14 protein-coding genes are annotated in these 15,655 nt (G+C 66.7%); 9 read left to right on the top strand and 5 right to left on the bottom strand.

The features are described from left to right. The first annotated feature begins 85 nt into the window (after positions 1 to 85). A complete protein-coding gene (gene heR, locus EAX62_RS01560) occupies positions 86 to 931 on the top strand; it encodes a heliorhodopsin HeR (RefSeq protein ID WP_121899921.1) in 846 nt (281 codons plus the stop codon). A 30-nt stretch (positions 932 to 961) separates the two neighbouring features. Here heR and EAX62_RS01565 read toward each other — a convergent pair whose 3' ends face one another. Further along, complete coding sequence (locus EAX62_RS01565; RefSeq protein ID WP_158600457.1) at positions 962 to 1,657, bottom strand: GntR family transcriptional regulator; 696 nt, start codon at positions 1,655 to 1,657, stop codon at positions 962 to 964. 121 nt (positions 1,658 to 1,778) lie between these two features. Between EAX62_RS01565 and yaaA the strand changes: the two genes are divergently transcribed. From yaaA to EAX62_RS01590, 5 genes are all read left to right on the top strand, one after another. Then, positions 1,779 to 2,549 carry a peroxide stress protein YaaA gene (gene yaaA, locus EAX62_RS01570; RefSeq protein WP_121899923.1) on the top strand — a complete coding sequence of 257 codons (771 nt, stop codon included), beginning with the start codon at positions 1,779 to 1,781 and terminating at the stop codon, positions 2,547 to 2,549. Positions 2,550 to 2,843: 294 nt separating this feature from the next. Then, a complete protein-coding gene (acs, locus tag EAX62_RS01575) occupies positions 2,844 to 4,742 on the top strand; it encodes an acetate--CoA ligase (protein ID WP_121900938.1) in 1,899 nt (632 codons plus the stop codon). Positions 4,743 to 4,911: 169 nt separating this feature from the next. Continuing rightward, the gene (locus EAX62_RS01580; RefSeq protein ID WP_121899924.1) at positions 4,912 to 6,483 is read left to right on the top strand and encodes a sodium-dependent transporter; all 1,572 of its coding nucleotides are present in this window, start codon (positions 4,912 to 4,914) and stop codon (positions 6,481 to 6,483) included. Then, positions 6,480 to 6,620: a methionine/alanine import family NSS transporter small subunit gene (locus EAX62_RS01585; protein ID WP_121899925.1), complete on the top strand. Its 141-nt coding sequence runs from the start codon at positions 6,480 to 6,482 to the stop codon at positions 6,618 to 6,620. Before EAX62_RS01580 ends, EAX62_RS01585 begins: the two co-directional genes overlap by 4 nt. Positions 6,621 to 6,627: 7 nt before the next feature. Beyond that, on the top strand, positions 6,628 to 7,590 hold the full coding sequence (locus EAX62_RS01590; protein ID WP_121899926.1) for a 1-phosphofructokinase family hexose kinase: 963 nt from the start codon (positions 6,628 to 6,630) through the stop codon (positions 7,588 to 7,590). Here EAX62_RS01590 and EAX62_RS01595 read toward each other — a convergent pair. Further along, the gene (locus EAX62_RS01595; RefSeq protein ID WP_121899927.1) at positions 7,559 to 8,260 is read right to left on the bottom strand and encodes a pentapeptide repeat-containing protein; all 702 of its coding nucleotides are present in this window, start codon (positions 8,258 to 8,260) and stop codon (positions 7,559 to 7,561) included. The two genes, EAX62_RS01590 and EAX62_RS01595, sit on opposite strands and share 32 nt — an antisense overlap. Before the next feature lie 261 nt (positions 8,261 to 8,521). Between EAX62_RS01595 and EAX62_RS01600 the strand changes: the two genes are divergently transcribed. Continuing rightward, the gene (locus EAX62_RS01600; protein ID WP_121899928.1) at positions 8,522 to 9,547 is read left to right on the top strand and encodes a zinc-binding alcohol dehydrogenase family protein; all 1,026 of its coding nucleotides are present in this window, start codon (positions 8,522 to 8,524) and stop codon (positions 9,545 to 9,547) included. 21 nt (positions 9,548 to 9,568) lie between these two features. Here EAX62_RS01600 and ppdK read toward each other — a convergent pair whose 3' ends face one another. Continuing rightward, on the bottom strand, positions 9,569 to 12,223 hold the full coding sequence (ppdK, locus tag EAX62_RS01605; RefSeq protein ID WP_121899929.1) for a pyruvate, phosphate dikinase: 2,655 nt from the start codon (positions 12,221 to 12,223) through the stop codon (positions 9,569 to 9,571). Positions 12,224 to 12,426: 203 nt separating this feature from the next. After that, positions 12,427 to 13,314 carry a pyruvate, water dikinase regulatory protein gene (locus EAX62_RS01610; RefSeq protein WP_121900939.1) on the bottom strand — a complete coding sequence of 296 codons (888 nt, stop codon included), beginning with the start codon at positions 13,312 to 13,314 and terminating at the stop codon, positions 12,427 to 12,429. Positions 13,315 to 13,362: 48 nt separating this feature from the next. Between EAX62_RS01610 and EAX62_RS01615 the strand changes: the two genes are divergently transcribed. Together EAX62_RS01615 and EAX62_RS01620 are read left to right on the top strand one after the other, a co-directional pair. Then, positions 13,363 to 14,376: a DUF2332 domain-containing protein gene (locus EAX62_RS01615; RefSeq protein ID WP_233557759.1), complete on the top strand. Its 1,014-nt coding sequence runs from the start codon at positions 13,363 to 13,365 to the stop codon at positions 14,374 to 14,376. A gap of 201 nt (positions 14,377 to 14,577) precedes the next feature. Further along, a complete protein-coding gene (locus EAX62_RS01620) occupies positions 14,578 to 14,904 on the top strand; it encodes a hypothetical protein (protein WP_121899931.1) in 327 nt (108 codons plus the stop codon). Between the two features lie 21 nt (positions 14,905 to 14,925). Here EAX62_RS01620 and EAX62_RS01625 read toward each other — a convergent pair whose 3' ends face one another. After that, positions 14,926 to 15,492 (bottom strand): HdeD family acid-resistance protein, encoded by a 567-nt coding sequence (locus EAX62_RS01625; RefSeq protein WP_158600459.1) that lies wholly within the window; start codon positions 15,490 to 15,492, stop codon positions 14,926 to 14,928. Positions 15,493 to 15,655: the final 163 nt, after the last annotated feature.

A 15,655-nucleotide genomic window follows, 5' to 3' on the forward strand; every position in this document is an offset into this window, starting at 1 on the left:
CGCCGATGGGCCCGTCCCTCCTGAGGTCCGCGCCGAACTCGCGCCCACCGCCGCCAGATCGTTCGAGGAGTGAAACACTCCTCCTATGAGCGTCTACCCGCTGGAGCTGCAGAGCACCACCGTCAACGTCCCCTCCCGCGCCGCGAAGCGGCTCAGAATCTTCAACGTGGTCATGGGGGTCCTCCACCTGGCGTCGGGTTCGGCCATGGTGGTCCTCAGCAACGACTTCACGCTGCCCGTGTCCACCTTCGCCCTGAACGGCCCGCCCGGTACGCCCCTGTCGCAGGGCGTCACGAACCTCGTGTTCGACGTACCGCTCGGGATCACCACGGCGTCGTTCCTCTTCCTCTCCGCGCTGTTCCACTTCATCATCGCCTCGCCCTGGGGATTCACCCGCTACATCGACGAGTTGTCGAAGGGGCGCAACAGGTTCCGATGGGTGGAGTACAGCCTCTCCTCGACCCTCATGATCATCCTCATCAGCCTGGTGCTGGGAATCTCCGACATCGCAGCCCTCATCGGCCTGGGCATCGCCAACGTCTCGATGATCCTTTTCGGCTGGCTCATGGAGATGGGCAACAACGGCCTCATGCACGGCAGGCACGGGCGCTCCGACCGCGGGGAGCGCGCCTGGTGGACACCGTTCTGGTTCGGCTGCATCGCCGGCATCGGCCCGTGGCTTGCCGCCGCGATCTACCTCATCGTCAACGTGGGGGTCAAGGGCGGCGAGGGCCCTCCCGGATTCGTCTACGGAATCATCGTGTCGCTGTTCGTCTTCTTCAACAGCTTCGCCATCAACCAGTGGCTCCAGTACAAGCAGGTGGGTCGTTGGCAGGATTACCTCACCGGTGAGCGCACCTACATCGTTCTGAGCCTCGTGGCCAAGAGTCTGCTGGCCTGGCAGGTGTTCGCCAACGTCCTCATCGGCTGAAACCAGAGTGAGGAGACGATCAGCAGCGCGTCAGGCGCTCGATTCCTCCTGCTGCCCGAACAGGACCTCAGTGGCAACCCGTCGCGACGTCTCGACGTGCACGGCCGCCAGACGCCGCGCGCGCTCCACGTCTCGGTCGGCGATGGCCTCGGCGATCTCCTCGTGCTCCCGACAGATCGCTCCCACGTCCCTGTTCTGACGCAGGAGCCACTGGATGCGATTCCTCAGCGGTTCCAGAACCTGCGCGAGGACCGGGTTGTGCCCCATCTCGACGAGCACGTCGTGGAAGTCACCGTTGGCGGCATTGACCGCATCCCGGTCGCCGCGGGCCACGGCGTCATTGGCGGCGCTCACGTGGCCGAGCATGCGGGAGATCTCCTCGCCGCTGGCCCTCTGGGCGGCCAGCCCGCACTCGGTGACCTCCAGCGCCATCCTCACTTCGAAGATGTCGTCGAGGTCCTCGGGCACCAGTTCACTGACCACGGCACCGCGCCGCGGCAGCAGCGTGACGAAACCCTCGGTGGAGAGATCACGCACCGCCTCGCGGATCGGTATGCGCGAAATCCCGAGCTCCGCGGAGAGCTCGCGTTCCTTCAACCGGAATCCGGGTGGGAACTCGCCGGCGGTGATGCGTGCGCGAATGTAGTCCTTCGACACATCCACGAGTGACATCTGCACGTCCCCCGGCCGAAGAGCATCGCGAGCACCACTGGGCGAAACCGCCACGGCACCGCTCCTTCCGACCATTGTCCTGTGCGAGAAGGGTAGCTGACGGCTGCCGATCTGACCGGCTCAGCCCTGACTAGGGGGCAGGGAGCGCACCGGACAGGTCGCCTAGACTCGGGCCATGCTCGCCCTGCTCTCCCCCGCCAAGTCGCTGGACTTTGAGTCACGTCTTCCCACGCACAAGCGGAGCCAGCCACGCATGGCGGAGGATGCGTCGCAGTTGATCGCCGTCATGCGGGGCAAATCCGTTGTCGACATCGAGCGGCTCATGGACATCTCCGAGGACCTGTCCTCGCTGAACGCGTCCCGCTACGCCGCCTACGAGGACGAGCACACCCGGAAGAACTCCCGGCCGGCCGTTCTTGCCTTCAACGGCGACGTCTATCAGGGCATGCAGGCCAAGGCGTTCGACGCCCGCGACTTCACGGAGGCGCAAAAGACAGTCCGCATCCTCTCTGGCCTGTACGGCGTGCTGCGACCTCTCGATCTCATCCAGCCCCACCGGCTCGAGATGGGCACCAAGCTGAGAACGGAGCGCGGCAAGGATCTGTACCACTGGTGGGGTAGTCGGGTCACAGACCTGCTGAAGGCAGACCTCGAGGAGTCCCCCGGCACCGGAGTCGTTGTCAACCTGGCGTCCAACGAATACTTCGGCGTCGTCGACACGGAGCGTCTGGGCGCCCGCATCATCAGCCCCCGCTTCGAGGACCGCGACGCCGACGGCAGGCCACGCATCGTGTCGTTCCACGCGAAGCGGGCGCGCGGACTCATGGCGTCGTGGCTCGTCAGAAACAGGGTGCGCACCGCCGTGGCGGTCACGCAGTTCGAGGCCGACGGCTACACCTTCGACAGCACCCGATCCACCAGGGATGTCCCGATCTTCGTCCGCTGACGGGAAGGAAGCCGAGATTCCGGGCTGACGGCAGTTAGGTCAGGTTGTTGAAGTGCCGTCCCGGGGGTAAGCGATGGCAAGGTCGCCGGATTCGTCCGTGGGTGGTGCCGCCGCAATGCCGACGGCGTCATCAGTGGGCAGTCCAGGATCAGCCCGCGCCGACGGCGCACGGTCGGAGGCTCATCGCACCCGACCCCTCGACCTGAGGGAGTCGCGGGGTTACTGTGCTGGAAGGAGCGTCGCAGGTGCCGCCCGCCGGACGCTGACCAGTCGAGGAAGACCATGGAGGCCCACATGTCCGAGGAGTCCACGCCCGAGAAGCTCGTCTACCATCCCGATCCCAGCGTGCTGGAAGGTGCGACGGTCCAGGACTGGCGGGCGCTCGAGGCCAGCGCCACAGCGGATCCCCAGGCCTACTGGGCCGAGCAGGCGTCCCAACTGGAGTGGTCGAGGCCGTGGGACACCGTCCTGGACGACAGCGCCGCCCCGTTCTTCAAGTGGTTCGTCGGGGGTCGCACCAACATCGTCACCAACTGCGTGGACCGTCACCTCCGTGGCGCCCGCAAGAACAAACTGGCGCTGATCTGGGTGGGTGAGGACACCTCGAAGGTGCGGACGTTCTCCTACTTCAGCCTCAACCGCGAGGTGGAACAGTTCGCGAACCTGCTGACCGCCATGGGGGTGCGCGAGGGCGACGTGGTCACCATCTACCTCCCCCGCATCCCCGAGGTGGTGTTTGCGATGCTCGCCTGCGCCAAGCTGGGCGCTGTGCACTCGCTGATCTTCGCCGGGTACTCCTCCGATGCACTGTCGAGCCGCATCCAGGATTCGGAGTCCAAGCTCGTCATCACCGCCGACGGCTCGTGGGTCAACGGCAAGGTGTTTCCGCTGAAGGACATCGTCGACGAAGGCATCCATTTCTCCGCCACCGTCGAGAACGTCATCGTCGTGCGCAACACTGGCCAGGACGTCTCCATGGACCCCGAGCGGGACCACTGGTACCACGACCTGTGCGCCCTGCCCATAGCCCGCGGCCACTGCCCGACCGTGCAGGTGGACGCCGAGCATCCGCTCTATTTGCTCTACACCTCCGGCAGCACGGGCAGCCCCAAAGCGATCCTCCACACCCACGGCGGCTACATGGTGGGCGTTCACACCTCCTTGCAACAGACATTCGACATCCGGGAGGACGACCGCTGGTGGTGCACGGCCGATCCCGGATGGGTCACCGGCCACTCCTACCTCGTCTACGGCCCACTGCTGACGGGAGCCACCGTTTTCATGTACGAGGGCTCCCCCACCTATCCACATCCGGACCGGTGGTGGCAGCTCATCGAGCACTACGGCATCACCACCTTCTACACGGCGCCGACCGCCATCCGGTCGCTCATGCGGTTCGGTGACGCATGGCCCAGACGGCGCGACCTGTCGTCCCTGCGGTTACTGGGTTCGGTGGGGGAACCCATCAACCCCGAGGCGTGGCGCTGGTTCCACGAGGTCATCGGGGGTGGGCGCTGCCCCATCATGGACACCTGGTGGCAGACAGAAACGGGCATGTTCCAGATCACGACGGTGCCGTCGATGCCGCTGAAGCCGGGCGCGGCGGGGCGTCCCGTGTTCGGGCAGGACGCCGAGGTCGTGGACGAGGAAGGCCACCCCGTACCCGACGGCACTGAAGGCCTGCTCGTGCTGAAGAACCCCGCGCCGGCCATGTTCCGCACCATCTTCAAGGACGAGCAGCGCTACATCGACACCTACTGGGCGAAGTTCCCCGGCCGCTACCTCACGGGCGACGCGGCCAAGCGTGACGAGGACGGCTACTTCTGGGTCATCGGCCGCACCGACGACGTCATCAAGGTCTCGGGCCACCGGCTGGGCAACGCCGAGGTTGAGGCGGCGCTGGGTGGTCATCCCGCAGTTGTGGAGGCAGCCGCCATCGGCCTGCCGCACGAGGTGAAGGGCAATGCCATCCACGCGTACGTGGTGCTGGCCATGGGCCGGGAACCCAGCCAGGCACTGGAGCAGGAGTTGCGCGACCACGTCGCGAAGCACCTCAGCCCCATCGCCAAGCCGGAGCGCATCGAGTTCGTCGAGAAGCTACCGAAGACGCGTTCCGGCAAGATCATGCGGCGGGTACTGCGCGCCCGTGCGCTCGGTCAGGACGAGGGGGATCTCACGACGCTCGAGGAGTGAGGCGGTACCCGAGCACCCGGGTCATCTCCGGCGCGTCCAGAAATCGACGGTGTTTCCCACCCGTGGCGAACCCCTGTGGTTGAATTCGGCAAGCCCGGCACACTGGCGGGCTGGGAGTCCCGGAACCGACGACGTCGCCGTGGCCCCACACAGGACAGCCGGAGGACCCATGTCACAGGCCGCCACCAAGGCACCCAAACGGGAGATGTTCAACTCCCGCAACTACTTCATCCTGGCCGCCATCGGCTCCGCCGTGGGCCTGGGCAATATCTGGCGCTTCCCCTACGTGGCGTTCAGCGAAGGCGGCGGCGCCTTCATGATCCCCTACCTGGTGGCCCTCGTCAGCGCTGGGATCCCGCTGCTGTTCTTCGACTACGCCATCGGCCACCGCTACCGCGGCAGCGCCCCGTTGGCGATGCGGCGGCTCGGTGGCTGGACCGAAGTGCTCGGCTGGTGGCAGGTGCTGGTGTGCTTCGTCATCGCCATCTACTACGCCGCCATCGTGGCCTGGGCGGCGATGTACACGTGGTTCAGCATTGACAAGGCATGGGGCAATGACCCACAGGCATTCCTGTACGGGGACTTCCTTCACCTTGCCGAGAAGCCGGCCGTCAGTTTCGACTTCGTCCCCGGCCTGCTGCTGCCCATGGCCGTGGTGTGGGTGGTGACGCTCGTCATCGTCGCGCTCGGTGTCAACAAGGGTCTGGCCTTCGCCAACCTCATCTTCATGCCCCTTCTCCTGGTCATGTTCCTCATTCTCGTGGGCCAGTCCCTGTTCCTGCCGGGGGCCCTCGACGGCGTCAACGCCCTGTTCACCCCGGACTGGAGCAAGCTGACTGAGCCGCGCGTGTGGGCGGCCGCCTACGGGCAGATCTTCTTCTCCCTGTCCGTCGGCTTCGGCATCATGGTCACCTACTCCTCCTACCTGAAGCGCAAGACCGACCTCACAGGTTCCGGCCTCGTCGTCGGATTCGCGAACTCCAGCTTCGAACTGCTGGCGGGCATCGGCGTCTTCGCCGCCCTCGGCTTCATGGCCAACTCGGCCGGTGTCGGCGTCAGCGACGTGGCAGTCGCAGGGATTGGCCTGGCCTTCGTCGCCTTCCCCACCATCATCAACGAAGCCCCCCTGGGTGCCCTGATGGGAGTGGCGTTCTTCGGCTCCCTCGTGGTGGCTGGCCTGACGTCGCTCATGTCGATCATGGAGGTGGTGATCGCAGGCGTCCGCGACAAGATCGGCATCCCGAAGCCCGTCGCCGTCGCGGTGGTCGGCATCCCCATGGCCGTCATCTCCCTGGCGCTGCTGTCCACCACCACGGGGCTGTACTTCCTCGACATCACCGACGAGTTCGTCAACAAGTTCGGCATCCTGGCCGGCGCCTTCGCCTCGGTCATTGCCATCGCGTGGATCGTCCGGAAGCTGCCGCAGTTGCAGCGCCACCTGGACCGCTTCTCCAGCTTCCCCGCCGGCAAGTTCTGGATGTGGGTGGTGGGTCTGCTGGTGCCCGTTGTCCTCGGGTACATCCTCTACAGCGAGTTCGCTTCCAAAATCAAGGAACCTTACGGCGGCGGTGACTACTCGCTGTCGATGCTGGGCGTCTTCGGCTGGGGCATGGCTGGCGCTCTGGTGGTCGCTGCCATCGTCCTCACGCTCCTGCCCTGGCGACGCAACGCCGTGGTGGAGTTCAACGAGGAGCACAACGAGCACGAGATCGCCGCACGCGCCGAGGGGGTGACCAAGTGAATCCCGAAGCACTCATCATGTTGATCGTCGCCATCGCCCTGGTGTGGGGTGGGCTCGTGGCAGCAGCCGTGAACCTCTTCCGCCGTCCCGACCAGTCCGCGGGCGAGGACCTGCCCCACACCCCCAGCAGCACCTGACCCAGCCGTGCCGACGCTCCGCACCGTCACCCTCAACACCGGGTACGACGACTGCTTCACCGTCCACGACCTGTCGTGGGGCGGTGTGGGGCGCAGCACGGCATTTCGTTCCGTGCCCTCGGGCAAGGGCATCAGTTGCGCCCGCGCCGCCCACGCCCTCGGAGTACCGGTCCGTGCGTACGCCCTCATCGGTGAGAGCGACCTCCCCGCATACTCCGGGCGGCTCGCGCTCGAGGGGCTGGACCATCACCTCCTTGCCGTCCCGGGGGCGACACGACACAACCTCACCCTCATCGACGGGTCCGGCCACCGCGTGGCCGCCCACTTCGTGGCGCCCGGCTACACCGTCGACGGCCCCGATGCGGTGAGGCCATTGCTGCAGCGTCTGCTGGAGGACATCGAGGGTGGGGACGTGGTGACACTCAACGGCTCCACACCCTCGGGATTACCCGACGACACCTGGGCCGGGTTCGCGCGGGACACCCTCGAGCAGGGCGCCCGGGTCATCGTCGACGCGCAGGGTGCCGCCTTCAGGGAGGCCCTGGCGGTGACCGGGGTACTGGCGTTCAAGCCGAACGACGAGGAGATCCTCGCGCTTCCCGAAGTCACCGCAGCGGCCGCGGACGCCCAGGTCGCGTTGGCGTTGAGACTCCTGGCCTCCACCGGGGTCCGGATCCCGCTGGTATCGCTGGGCAGGAGGGGCGCGTCGTTCCTGCGGGATGGCGAGGTGGTGACCATGACCTGCCCTGTTGACGGGCCCGTGCAGTCGGTCATGGCCGGCGACGCCTTCGTCGCGGGCCTGGTGTGGGGACTGTTCGACGGCGGGTCGGACGAGGATTGCCTCCGCCACGCCCTGGCCGCCGCGGCGGCGCACGTGGCGGGCCTGTCGGGCGAAGCCCTCCGTGTCCGAGCAGTCGAGAACATGGCCGCGGTCGCCATCACCGCTGGTTCACCGCACCCCGCTGGTTGAGCAGGGCCGTGGACGCGACCCGGATCCCTGCTTCCTCCGCCAGTTGCGGCCCCAGCCCCACCAGCTGCTCCGGTGAGATCGTGGCACCCCTGAGCGAGGAGGCACCGTTCACCACCTCCAGGCCGGCACCCCTCAGGTCGACGTCGGTGAATGTTCCGCCGTGCAGCGACAGGATCCCGATGCGCGTACCTGCGAACTGGACCCGTTGCGCGGTGGCCTGCCCGAGGTCGAGTTCGTCGATCTGGCAGTCCGTGAACGCCACATCGGCCAGCTTGGATCCCCGCAGGTTCAGGTAGTTGAGTCGGCAGCCACGGAAGTGCACGGCCTTGCCCTGCAGGTCGTAGGCCTCGACGGCACCGAGCCGCCCGCCGTCGAACTCGACGTCCCGCAGCACCGAGCGCGCCATGCGCAGCAGTGTCACCCCCATCCGAGCGAACCGCGTCTCCGAAAGGCGCGACGTTGCGACGCTGAACTCGTCGGCCACCACGTCCTCGAACTCACAGCCCAAGATGGTGCTCCCCTTGAGGTCCACCCTCTCGCTGCGAATGCCGGCGAAGCGCAGGGCGTCCAGGTCGGCGCCATGCCCCAGGAGGTCTGGCTCGCCGTCGAACAGGTTCTCCAGGACGAGGGGGTCGATTCGGGGTGATGGCACGCTGGGGGCTGCTGGCATGGCCTCACACTATGCAGCGCAGCCAAGCGCCGTGAAAAACGCATCGTGAGCCCACCCCCACCAGCCCGGGACGACACAACCGAGAATGAACAGCCCATCGACCCTTCCCCGCCCATGACATGGGAGACTGCCCGGGACAAGGGCTCTCGGCGCCGTCCGGGGCCGCATCACCAGATGGAAGCTGGAGGTTCAGGTCAATGTGGACACCGGTGACGTCCGCATCGACGGCTGACCCCGGCACCACGACAGGAGGAACCCACCATGAGCACCCCCGACGCCACCACCCAGTCCCGCACCGTGCGTGCAGTGGCCGCACTGAAGCCCGGCGACGTCGACGCCCCGTCATCCTTCGCGGACGTGGAGGTTGAGTTGGGACCGACGGGCGAGCACGATCTCCTCGTGGAGGTGCGCGCCGTGTCCGTCAACCCCGTCGACCTGAAGACGCGGGTCGCCTTCGACACGGCTACCGCCCCCAAGATCCTGGGCTACGACGCCGCGGGGGTGGTGGTGGAGACCGGTTCCGCGGTGACGGCCTTCGCCGTTGGAGACGAGGTCTACTACGCCGGAACCCTCGCCCGCCCCGGAACCAACGCTGAGCGCCACCTGGTGGATGAGCGGATCGTCGGCCACAAACCGTCCTCCCTGAGCTTCACCGAGGCGGCGGCCGTTCCCCTGACGACCATCACCGCCTGGGAAACCCTGTTCGACCGGATGCAGCTCACATCTGAGAGCTCCGGCACCCTGCTGGTGGTGGGCGGCGCGGGAGGCGTCGGGTCGATGGTGACGCAACTGGCCCGCCAACTGACACAGGTCACCATCATCGCCACGGCATCGCGTGACGAGTCACGGGAATGGGCACTGGCGATGGGTGCCCATCACGTGGTGAATCATCACAACCTTCGCGAGGAGGTCATGGCGGTGGCGCCTGCTGGCGTCGACCACATCTTCTCGCCCTTCTCAGCGGGCAACGAGCAGGTCTACGCCGACCTCATGCCAGTCCACGGTCAGGTGGTGGCCATCGACGGGCCCAAGGGCTTCGACGTGGGTCCGCTGAAGGCCAAGGCACAGACCTGGCACTGGGAATCGATGTTCGCCCGTCCCCTGTTTGACCCCACCAGCACAGCACAGCGAGAGCTGTTGGACGCGGCCGCCCAGATGTTCGACGCCGGCACCCTGCGGACGACGCTCACGCGCACGCTCCACGGGGTGACGGCAGAAACCCTCCGCGAGGCCCACCGTCAACTGGAGGGCTCCACCATGGTCGGCAAGCTGGTGCTCGAGGGCTGACCCCCCAGAGGTGGCCCGCCCTCAGTTCCGGCGCTCGTTCAGCACCGCCCTGGCCGCAGCGAAGCGGGCGATCGGCACACGGAACGGGGAGCAGGACACGTAGTTCAACCCCACGGAGTGGAAGAACTCGATGGAGTCCGGGTCGCCGCCGTGCTCGCCGCAGACACCCGTCTTCAGCTTGGGCTTGCGGCTGCGTCCCCGCTCCACCCCCATCCGCACGAGCTGGCCCACACCCTCCACATCAATGGACTCGAACGGGTTCCGCTCCAGCACGTGGTCCACCACGTAGTTGGTGAGGAAGCCGTTCTCCGCGTCGTCGCGGGAGATGCCGATGGTGGTCTGCGTGAGGTCGTTGGTGCCGAAACTGAAGAAGTCGGCGTATTCGGCGATCTGGTCGGCCAGTAGCGCGGCCCTCGGCAGCTCGATCATGGTGCCGATGGTGACGTCCAGCGTCTTGCCCGACGTCTTCAGCTCGTCAGCCATCGTCTTCTCGACGATGCCCCGCTGCACCTTCAACTCCTCAGTGAGTGCCACGAGCGGAATCATGATCTCGATCTCGGCGGTCTCGCCCTCCCGCTCCAGCACCGCCAGGGCGGCCCGCACGATGGCCCTGGTCTGCATCTCCGGGATCTCCGGATAGAGCATTGCCAGCCGGCAGCCTCGCGTCCCGAGCATCGGGTTCAGTTCATGGAGTCGCCTGACCTGGGCGAGCGTCGCTCGAGCGGCCCCCAGCTCCTGGGCATCGCCACCCTCCAACTCGAGCTTTTGCACCTTCAGCGATTGTTCCGTCAGGTCCGGCAGGAACTCATGCAGCGGTGGGTCCAGCAGACGCACCGTCACGGGCAGCCCCTTCATGGCCGTGAAGACGCCCTCGAAGTCCGACTGCTGCATGGGCAGGATCTCCTCGAGTGCGGCTGCCCGCTCCTCCGGGGAGTCCGCCAGGATCATCTTCCGCACCGCGGGAAGCCGGTCGGCGGCCATGAACATGTGCTCCGTGCGGCACAGCCCGATGCCCTCGGCGCCCAACTCCCGGGCCTTGGTGGCGTCTTCGAAGTTGTCGGCGTTGGCCCGCACCCCCAGGGCCCGCACCTCGTCGGCCCAGGCCACCATGCGTCGGAAGTCGGCGTTGATCTGCGGCGGCACCAGTTCGAGTGCCTCCCCGTAGACGTTGCCGGTGGTGCCGTCGAGGGTGATGGTGTCTCCCTCCTTGAAGACATGGTCCCCGATGGTGAGCGTCTTGCCCTTGGGATCAATGCGGATGCCCTGGGCGCCAGCGACGCAGGGCTTCCCCATGCCGCGGGCCACAACGGCGGCGTGCGACGTCATGCCGCCGTGGGCGGTCAGGATGCCCTGCGCCACGATGATGCCGTGGATGTCGTCGGGGGTGGTCTCGAAACGCACCAGCACCACCGGCTCACCCTTGGCGCCGCGTTCGGCAGCAGTGTCGGCGTCGAAGACCACCTCCCCGACGGCAGCACCCGGCGATGCCGGGAGGCCCTTGGCGATGGAACGTCGGCCGTGCTTCGGGTCGATGGCGGGGTGGAGGAGCTGGTCCAGCTGGGAAGGCTCCACACGGAGCAGCGCCTGGTGCTTGTCGAGCACGCCCTCATCCACCAGATCGGAGGCCACCTTCAACGCCGCGGCGGCTGTGCGCTTGCCGTTGCGCGTCTGGAGCAGGAAGAGTTTGCCATTCTCGATGGTGAACTCCATGTCCTGCATGTCCTTGTAGTGGTCCTCCATCTTGTGCATGGTGTCGACGAGCTGGTGGTACGCCTCGGGGAGGATCTCCTCCATCTCCTCCAGGGGGCGGGGGGTGCGGATGCCCGCCACGACGTCCTCACCCTGTGCGTTCACGAGGAACTCGCCGTAGAGCGCCTTCTCACCCGTGGAGGGATTGCGGGTGAAGCAGACGCCGGTGCCGGAGGTGTCGCCACCGTTGCCGAACACCATCTGCATGATGTTGACGGCGGTGCCCAGCTTGGCGGAAATATTGTTGGCCCTGCGGTACACCTCGGCGCGCGGATTGCCCCACGAGCGGAACACGGCGTCGATGGCGCGGTCCAGCTGCTCTCGTGGGTCGTTGGTCCAGTCGCCACCGAGGTGCTCGGAGGAGATCTCCTTGAAGGTGGCCACCAGTTCCTTGAGGTCGTCGGCGTCCAGATCGGTGTCCTGTTCGACGCCACGGTCGGACTTCATCTGCGCGAGGGCATCCTCATAGGCGTGGCCGGGTACGCCTTCGACCACTTCTCCGTACATCTGGATGAAGCGTCGGTAGCAGTCCCACGCAAAGCGTGCGTTCCCTGTCTCCTCGGCCATGGCCCTGGCCGAATCGTCGGACATGCCCAGGTTGAGGATGGTGTCCATCATGCCCGGCATGGAATGCACGGCTCCGGAGCGGACAGAGACCAGCAGCGGGTTCTGGCTGGCACCGAGCTTCTTGCCTGTGCGCTCCTCCAGCCGCACCAGGCCCTCCTTGATCTGCTCCTTCAACCCGTCCGGCCACGTGCCGTTGTTTTCCATGGCGGCGACGCACGCCGTCGTGGTGACCGTGAAGGCGTCGGGCACAGGCACCCCGACCCGGGCCATCTCCGCAACGCCCGCGCCCTTGCCGCCCAGCAGGTTGCGCATGGTGGCGTCGCCGTCGGAGAGGTCATAGATGAAACGCTGCTCGCTCATGTTCGCCGTATCTCCCTAGATCGACTCAACTTGTCAGGACTTCCTCGTCCCGGTCGATCCAGCGTATCCCTGTGTTTTCACCCACCGTGGGCGGGTCGGCAAACTCATCGTGTTCACCGGCCCGTGGCGGCACGTACGGCGCTGGTGCCCGCCGGGACCGCTGCCGCTGCCGCACTAGCTCGTGACTGACCTGCAGTGGCCTCTCAGGCGGGCGGCGGGCTCAACGACGTGGTGCCAGCAGGTTTGCGCAGCCGCTGTCCCATCTTCTTGGCCCTGGTGTCGACCATGTCGATGATGCGGGCGGCCGCCTCCTCCAGTGCCACACCCGTGGTGTCGAGGATGGGACAGCTGAGTTTGCGCTGGATCCGCCCCACCTCGTCGAGCTCGTCGTAGATCTTGGCCAGGTCGGCGTAGCCGTCCTTGTTGCCGAACCCGCCCAGACCCTTGACCCGTTGGCTGCGGATCATCAGCAGCCGCTCCGCGTCGATGGTGAGTCCCACGATGCGCCACCGCTCCAGTTCGAACAGCTGCGACGGCGGGTCAATCCCCGGGACCAGCGGGACGTTGACCACCTTGTATCCGAGGTAGCCCAGGTAGATGGACAGCGGTGTCTTGCCGGATCGAGACGCCCCCACCAAACAGATGTCGCATTCGGCAAACGCCTCAGGAAGCGCCCCGTCGTCGTTGCGGACGGCGAAGTCGATGGCCGACATCCGCACGAAGTAGTCCGCCTCCACCCCCACCGGCCGCATGGGCACCATGTCGGCGGGGGTGCCGGTCAGCTCCTCGAGCGCCACCATGGGGCCGGTCATGAGGTCGGCGTGGGGCAGGCCCAATTCCTTGCAGGCACCGTCGATGAGGTCGGCGAGTTCCTTGTTGACGAGCGTGTACATCACCGCCGTCGGTTTGCCCGCCCGCTCCCGCAGGGTCGCAATCACCTTCAGCATGGCCTCGACGGTGCTGAGCCTGCGGTGGCGCACGAAGGTGAAGTGGTGTTCAGGGAACTGTGCGACAGCCGCCCGTGCAATACGGACCGCCGATTCCCCCGTGGAGTCGGCGACGATGTGGATCTCCAGCAGCTCTGCTGACATGACCTCACTGTAGCCACGGGCCCCCACGGCAGGGGCACAATGGTCTGGGTGGACCCATCCATACATCTGGGGCAGTCACCCATCGCCGAGAGCTACAGCCGGTTCGCCGCCCGGGAGGCAGTGTCGCTGTCGCCGATCTACATGGACTGGGCGCAACGCGTCAGCCTGGACGAGCAGATCATCCAGCGACTGGAGACCCTGCCGCATCCCAAACGCCAACCCAACCTGGTCTTTGCGGCGGCGCGCTGGCACGGCGCCCACACCACCTACGACTCCTTCCGCGCAACCCTCCTCCAGCGCTGGCCACAGGTGCGGTGCACGATTCTGGCTCGGGCAACCCAGACCAACGAGGCAGGCCGCTGCGCCGTCCTGCTGCCCTACCTCGCGAACCTGCCCCAACCACTGGCCCTGCTGGAGGTGGGAGCATCGGCCGGGTTGTGCCTGCTCCCCGACTTCTACTCCTATCGCTACGACAACGGCCCTTCCCTGGACCCGGATGACGGGCCGTCGGATGTGATCCTGCCGTGCCGCCTGGGAGCCGGCGTCCCGGAACCGGCCATGCCCGACATCCTCTGGCGGGCAGGGATCGATCTCGCACCGGTGGATGTCACCAGCCCTGACGAATGCGCATGGCTGGAAACGCTGGTCTGGCCAGGTCAGGAGGACCGGCGCGCGCGGCTGGGCACGGCCGTGGCCCTGGCGAGGATGAGACCGCCGCGGCTGGTGCGCGGCGATCTGAACGAGGCCCTCCCCGCGCTGGCCTCGGAGGCCCCCGCCGACGCGACGCTGGTGGTCTTCCACACCGCGGTGCTGGTCTATCTTCAGGCCGAGGACCGCTCACGCTTCGTGGAGACGGTCACGAACCTGCAGGGGCACTGGATCAGCAACGAGGGGCAGAGCGTCGTGGACCTGCCCCATCCGTTCACCACGACGACCCACGATGACGGTCGGTTCCTGCTCTCCGTGGACGGCATTCCGCACGCCTTGACGGACCCCCATGGTGCTGCCATCGACGCACTCCCCGCATGCGACCGCTCCCACCGCTCCAGGAGTTCACCATGATCACAGGCCAGGACGACCACAGGAGGGCGGAGATCCGCCCCATCAAAGAGGCCATGGAGGACGAGCTCCTCGCCCGACCCGGTGTGGTGGGCGTCGACATCGGAGAGAAGGTCACCGGTGGTGAACCCACCGGCGAGATGGGCATCGTCGTGTCCGTGACGAGGAAGAAGCGCGGCCGCACCACGGGCCACACGTTCGGAAATGGTGGCCTCCGTCGACGCGTCACTGAGCATCGACCACGGCGACGGCATCGGCATGCGCACCCTTCGCCGCCAGATACGCATCGACACCGACGCGTCACAGTCCGCCCAGTTCTCCGACCAGGGTGACTCCGGATCGGTGGTCCTGGACCTCGACCTGCGGATCATCGGCCTCCTGTTCGGCGGCTCGAGCGACGGTTCCGCCACGTTCGCCAACCAGATCGTGGTGGCGCTCGACGAGCTCGCCGTCGATCTCCCGGACGCCACCACCCCTCCGGCGGACGCCTCCGACGCAGTGCCCGCGACTAGTGCACCGAGCGGCGGATGAGGCGCCCGTTCCCCTGCGGCATCACGGCTGGGGGAAGCCTCGAGGGTCGACTCGCAGGGCCTTGGCACCCTTGCGCAGCAGGAAGCCGAGGGTGAGGAAGACCACACCCCAGATGAGCATGGTGATGGCGATGAGGACGACGATCACCGTCGCAGAACCGTACGGGTTGAGGAAGAACAGGACACCCAACAGGATGTCCAGCACAGCACCCAGCAACACCAACCCACGCGGCGCGCCGGTGGCGCCGGTGATGCCGATGGCGGCACCAACGACGCCGCGGATGATCAGCCAGATACCCACGACGATGATGAGGGCGGCCGCCGTCATGCCCGGCCGGGAGATGGCAAAGATGGCCGCCGCCACGGCCAGTACCCCCAGCGCGATCGCCGTGAGTCGGTTTCCCGGGCTCTGCCCCTTGGAGAAACCGGTGACGAACCAGCCGAGACCGTCCAGGAGCACAAAGATGCCCCACAGGAGCACGAAAACCAGTGCGGTGGTGGGCCAGACGGCAAGGATGAGGCCGAAGATGATGCCCAGTACGCCGCGCGTCACCGCGATCTTCCACGTGAGGTCCAGAAGGTTGTTCATGGCACGTCCTCCCTCGGCAGCTGTTCCCACCATTGTTCCAGCGACCGGGACCGTCAGAGGAGAAAGGCCCCATCGCCCTCCCATCGAACCAGCCGTTTCCGCGGCCGGATCAACCGGGAACTCTCCGCCCCCATGGGCCTGGAGGAGGACCTGGTGTCGGTCA

Source organism: Tessaracoccus antarcticus (genome assembly GCF_003688855.1).
GTDB lineage: Bacteria > Actinomycetota > Actinomycetes > Propionibacteriales > Propionibacteriaceae > Arachnia > Arachnia antarctica.

What these genes read in the sequence shown, in the direction of transcription:
- heR (WP_121899921.1), top strand. Translation starts at nt 86, where the DNA reads ATGAGCGTCTACCCGCTGGAGCTGCAGAGCACCACCGTCAACGTCCCC.
- yaaA (WP_121899923.1), top strand. Translation starts at nt 1,779, where the DNA reads ATGCTCGCCCTGCTCTCCCCCGCCAAGTCGCTGGACTTTGAGTCACGT.
- acs (WP_121900938.1), top strand. Translation starts at nt 2,844, where the DNA reads ATGTCCGAGGAGTCCACGCCCGAGAAGCTCGTCTACCATCCCGATCCC.
- EAX62_RS01580 (WP_121899924.1), top strand. Translation starts at nt 4,912, where the DNA reads ATGTCACAGGCCGCCACCAAGGCACCCAAACGGGAGATGTTCAACTCC.
- EAX62_RS01595 (WP_121899927.1), bottom strand. Translation starts at nt 8,260, where the DNA reads ATGCCAGCAGCCCCCAGCGTGCCATCACCCCGAATCGACCCCCTCGTC.
- EAX62_RS01600 (WP_121899928.1), top strand. Translation starts at nt 8,522, where the DNA reads ATGAGCACCCCCGACGCCACCACCCAGTCCCGCACCGTGCGTGCAGTG.
- ppdK (WP_121899929.1), bottom strand. Translation starts at nt 12,223, where the DNA reads ATGAGCGAGCAGCGTTTCATCTATGACCTCTCCGACGGCGACGCCACC.
- EAX62_RS01610 (WP_121900939.1), bottom strand. Translation starts at nt 13,314, where the DNA reads ATGTCAGCAGAGCTGCTGGAGATCCACATCGTCGCCGACTCCACGGGG.
- EAX62_RS01620 (WP_121899931.1), top strand. Translation starts at nt 14,578, where the DNA reads ATGGTGGCCTCCGTCGACGCGTCACTGAGCATCGACCACGGCGACGGC.
- EAX62_RS01625 (WP_158600459.1), bottom strand. Translation starts at nt 15,492, where the DNA reads ATGAACAACCTTCTGGACCTCACGTGGAAGATCGCGGTGACGCGCGGC.